The organism is uncultured Dietzia sp., assembly GCF_937873725.1.
Classification (GTDB): Bacteria; Actinomycetota; Actinomycetes; order Mycobacteriales; family Mycobacteriaceae; genus Dietzia.
Genome location: NZ_CALMYY010000115.1, coordinates 1 through 4933 on the forward strand (window position 1 = coordinate 1; position 4933 = coordinate 4933).

Consider the following 4933-nt stretch of genomic DNA (forward strand, 5'->3'; position numbering starts at 1 on the left):
CAGGCGGGGTGGCCCCGGGCGCGGGTCCGGACGCAGGCGGGGTGGCCCCAGGCGCGGGTCCGGACGCAGGCGGGGTGGCCCCAGGCGCGGGTCCAGACGCAGGCGCGGGTCCGGACGGATCCGTCGGCGCGATCATTCTCACCGGCGGCCGCGCGAGCCGGCTGGGCGGCGTGGACAAGGCCCGGCTCACGGTCGCGGGGCGGCCGATGGTCGAGACGGTGCTGCGCGCCGCGCGGGCCGTGGCGGGCACGGTCGTCGCTGTGGGACCCCGCGGCAACTGCCGCGAGGAGCCGCCGCACTCCGGGCCCGTGGCGGGGATCGCGGCGGGGCTGGCGGCGCTGCGGGGCGAGGTCGACGTCGTCGTCGTCGTGGCCTGTGACCTGCCCGGACTCGACGCGGACACGCTCGCCGCCCTCGTCGAGGCCCTGCTCCGGGCCCGCGCCGAGGCCTCGCGCGGCGCGGCCCCGGCCGTCGCGCTCGGCGTGGACGCCTCCGGCCGCGAGCAGTACCTCCTGGCCGCGTGGGACCGCCGCGCCCTCGCCGCGCGCCTGGACCGCCTCGAGGCCGCCGGCGGACTCGCGGGACGCCCGGTGCGCGCGCTGTTCGCGCCCGGCGGCGACGGTGCGGGAGGGCGAGTCGACGCCGGCGAGGGTAGGACCGACGACGTCGACGACGACACCGAGTTCCTCCACGTGCCCGTGGGCGACCACGCTCACGACGTCGACACCTGGTCCGACCTCGCCGGGCGCGGACCGGTGGCGCTCGGCCACGTCGGCTCGGTCCTGGCCGCGGGCCTGGACCCCGTGCCCGCTCAACGGTCCACACCCCTCGGTGCGGTGGGCGCCGTGCTCGCGGCGCCGCTGGTCGCGGTGGACGCGATGCCGCGCGGGCGCGTGTCGGCGATGGACGGGTACGCGCTTGCCGGGCCCGGTCCGTGGCGGCTGGCCGGGGCCGCCCGGCGGGCCGGGGACGACTCAGCGGCGTCCCTCGCCCCCGGCTGCGCCGCGCCGATCGCGACCGGGGCCCTGGCACCCGACCGGACCGACCGGGTGCTGCGGCACGAGTTGGTCGAGGTCTCCCCCGCCGGCACGGAGGGCTCCGCCGGCGCGGGGGGCTCCGCCGGCGCGGTCGGCTCGGTCGGCTCCGCCGGCGCGGGGGGCTTCGCCGAGGCCGGCCGCACGGCCAGTGCCGGCCCCTCCGACGGCCCCGCACTGGTCACGGCCCTGGCCGCCGCGGACGGCATCGACGACCTACGGCCCGTCGGCGAGGACTGGCCCGCCGGATTCGCACTCGCCCCGGCCGGCACGGTGCTCGACGCGGCGCTGTCGTCGGCGGCGCTGTCCGCGGGGGTGACCGAGGTCACGGTCCGCGGCCCGGTGCGCGCAACGGTGGTGATCACCGGTGACGAGGTCCTGCCCGCCGACACCCCGGACCCGCTGCCGCCGGGGCGGATCCGCGACACGGTCGGGCCGCTGCTCGGCACGGTGCTCGCGCGGGCGGGATTCGCGAGCACGGGGGTCGCGAGTTCGGGGGCCGACGCCGCGCCCACCTCGCTCGCCGACCCGCGCTCTCTCGAGCACTGCCCGGACACCGCCGCCGCAGTCGAGGAACTGCTCCGGCGCCGACGCTCGTCCGGGGACGTCTTGGTGCTGATCGGTGCGACCGGACGCGGCGTGGCCGACCACCTGCGACCCGCGCTCGAGCGGGCCGGGGCACGGATCGTCCTCGACGGCGTGCGGGTGCGGCCCGGAGGCTCGCAGATCGTCGCGGCGCTCCCCGGCGGCGGGGTCCTGCTGGGGCTGCCGGGCAACCCGCTGGCGGCAGTGTGCGCCGCCGCGACCACCGGGCGCGCGCTGGTCGACGCACTCACCGGTCATCGGCGCACGCCCATGCTGACCAGCGTCGACGACCTCCCCACGCATGCGAACCCGCAGATGTCGCGGCTCCTGCCCGCCCGCCCTGACGGCGCCGGCGGATGGATCCTGACCGGTCGCGTCCGGACCGCGCACCTAGCCGACCTCGCGGGCGCCCCCGCGCTGGCGTTGGTGCCCGAGGCGGCTGCCGCGTCGGACCCGATCGAGCTGGTCGACTGGATCTGACGCCCGACCACACTGGCAGATCAGGGGAAGTCCACCACCGCCAGGTTCAGCGGCAACTGGTCGGTCCGTGGCTCCCGCGCGAGTGCCGCCACGTCCACGAAGACGCCGGTGAGGTAGTCGTCCGCGTCGGCGATCAGCTGTGGGGGGACCTGCCCGGCGTAGTCGAACCCGGTCAGCTCGTACGGCAGCGAGTCCGCCTCGAGCAGGCTCGGCCCGTCCATGAGCTGGAAGTGCAGGTGGGACGCGTTGGCGTTGCCGGTGTTGCCGAGTTTGCCGATCACCTGTCCGCGGGTGACGGTGTCGCCCGGTTTCACGGCCACCGATCCGGCGATGAGGTGTGCGTACATCGCGTACACCCCGTCTCCGAGGTCCAGCACGACATGGTTGCCGTCCACGTTCTCGACCGTCAGCTCGGCCGCCAGAGCCGGGTCGCTGGCAGGCAGAACGCCCGGGGCGTTGGCCGCCATCCCGTCGAGCACGGACACGACCGTCGCATCAGCCACGGCGAGGATGTCCGCCCCGTAATCGGCGTAGCTGTCGTTGCTGGTCCTGTCGCCGGAGTAGAACTCGCCGCGATCATCGACGCGCTTCCAGTCCACCGCGAAGCGCTGGCTGTTGTTGAGCTTGCCGTTGACCGACATCACCGAGCTGCGGTGGGGGAAGCCCGGTTCGCAGCAGCCGTTGAGAGCCACCCAGTTCGCGCCGCGCAGCGGCGGCGCGATCACCGGCACCGGCCGGGTCGACACGGCAACCGGGGTCGTGAGGTAGTCGACGGGTCCGGGCGCACCGAAGGCGGGCGAGCCCGCGCCCGTCCCATAGAGGTGGTGCAGCAACGCCCCCGGGACGTCGTCGGCCGCGTCCAGCGTGAAGTCGAGGAACAGCACCCTGCTCTCCTGCGGCGGGATGTCGGCGGTGTCGACGTATTTGGCGGGCAGGCTGCGCAATCGGTTGCAGTCGCCGAACGTGCAGGCCGGGTCGACCAGGTCCGTGCCGGAGAAACTGGCCAGGACCCGCGTCGGGTCGGCGCCGTCGACCACGTCGATCCGCTCCAGGGTGGCCGGGACCGCGGTGGCGTTGGTGAGTTGCAGGTCGTAGGCGACGTGGAGCTCGCCATCCGTCCCGCGGAAGGGCAGCGGAGGAGCGCCGATGGCGGTGAGGGTGATCGGCGTGAACGCGTCCGGCACCGTCACCCCGGCCTCGCCGGAGGAGGAGGGGGCCGCGGGGGAGGTGGTGGACGCCGCCTCGGTGGCGGTGTCCGAGGCGCAGCTCGCCCCGAACACGACGACGGCGGCGAGCAAGGCGAGCAGAGGGGTTACGCGACGAGCGGTCACAGGGTGACTCCGTTTCTCCATCAGTGAGCAGAAACTTAACACCCCGGGGGTCTCGTCGGCAGCGCGGACCGACCGTACCCGAGGCCAGGCCCAGGCATTGGCCGTGTTCGCACCGCCTTCGGCCGGGTGGCTTTTCCACGAACTCCCGCGCCTTGCGCCGGGTCTCCGACTTCGACGCCTCCCGCCGGAGCGCGCCCAGCCGCCCAGCCACCGCTCACTTCACGTCGATGAATCCGGTGGCCCCCTTCTCCGCGTCGGCGAACGAGTGGTCGACGAACGTGTAGCGGCCCGGCTCGGCGAACGTCATCTCCACGAACCCGCCCTGGGCAGGTGCGATGTCCAGCGCCTGGGCGCCACCGTCGCGGCCGCCGAACGCGTCGCGTCCGTCGCGCAGCAGGTAGCCGCCCTCTTTGTAGACCGTGTGGAACTGCGAGCCCACCACGTGGAAGCTCGTGCCGTCGCTCGGCCCGGCCACCACCACCCAGATCCGCACCGTCTCGCCGACGCGGGCGGTCAACGGGTCACGTCGGTACTGGGTGGCGTGCCCGTTGAACATCACCAGGTCGGGCCGCTTCGCCGCGATCTTGGCCATGTCGAACGGCTCGTCCGGACCGCCGAGGTACGCCTCGGACTGGACCAGCACGTACTCGCGGTCGACCTTCGGCAGATCCGGCGGGTCGACGATCAGCGCGCCGAACATCCCGGCGGCGACGTGCCCTGTCATCGGCATGGTCGCGCAGTGATACAGCCACGCGCCGGCCCGATTGACGGTGAACCGATACTCGAGTTCCTCGCCGGGCGGGATCGTGCGCATCACCTCGTCGGGCCGCACGTCCCCGGCGTGGAAATCGATCGAATGCCCCATCGTGCCCCCGTTGCGCAGCGTCACGATGAACTCGTCCCCCACCTTGCCGCGCAGCGTCGGCGCCGGCATCCCGCCGTTGTAGGTCCACACGGGCCGCACCACCCCGGGCGCGAGCTCGTCGGTCGCCTCCTCGACCGTGAGCGCGACCCGGTGGACGCGTCCGCCGGGCGCGGGGGCCAACTCGGGGTCGCGGGTCACGAACTCGTCCGACGGCGGCGCCATCAGGTCGATCGACTCCGTCGGCGCGGACCCGCCGTGCGCGCCATGGCCACCAGCCGCGCCCCCGACCGAGCCGCCCGAGCCACCACCCGCGCCGCCACCACCCGCGCCACCAGCCGCGCCACCACCAGCCGCGCCACCGACCGAGCCGCCCGCGGGGTCGCCACCCTCGACGGCCACGGAGAAGGTCATGCCCATCGCCCTGTGCCCGGCGATCGTGCACCAGCCCTCGAGCGACCGGCCGATCACGCCGGCATCGAACGTCACGGTCTCGCCCGAGGCGACACGCCCCGAGTCCGCGCCGTTGGAGAGGTACAGGTCGTGGACGGTGGCGTCGTCGTCGTTGATCAGGGTTATCTCCAGCCGGTCACCGGCGGGGGCGGCCACGCGGGCCCGCACGAACCGCCTCCCCCCCGCCC

The 4933-nt window shown here is 74.7% G+C and carries 3 protein-coding genes; 1 reads left to right on the forward strand and 2 read right to left on the reverse strand.

The window, feature by feature from the left end; translation table 11 throughout:
- Window positions 1-2099: NTP transferase domain-containing protein (locus Q0444_RS12710; RefSeq protein ID WP_367179757.1), on the forward strand; the 2099-nt coding region annotated here is incomplete at its 5' end.
- A 20-nt stretch (window positions 2100-2119) separates the two neighbouring features.
- Here the strand turns inward: Q0444_RS12710 and Q0444_RS12715 are convergent.
- Together Q0444_RS12715 and Q0444_RS12720 are read right to left on the reverse strand one after the other, a co-directional pair.
- Window positions 2120-3430, reverse strand: coding sequence for a M23 family metallopeptidase (locus Q0444_RS12715; protein ID WP_299023395.1), 1311 nt, complete (start codon window positions 3428-3430; stop codon window positions 2120-2122).
- Window positions 3431-3644: 214 nt separating this feature from the next.
- A partial coding sequence (locus Q0444_RS12720) for a multicopper oxidase domain-containing protein (RefSeq protein WP_299023396.1) occupies window positions 3645-4933 on the reverse strand: 1289 nt, incomplete at its 5' end.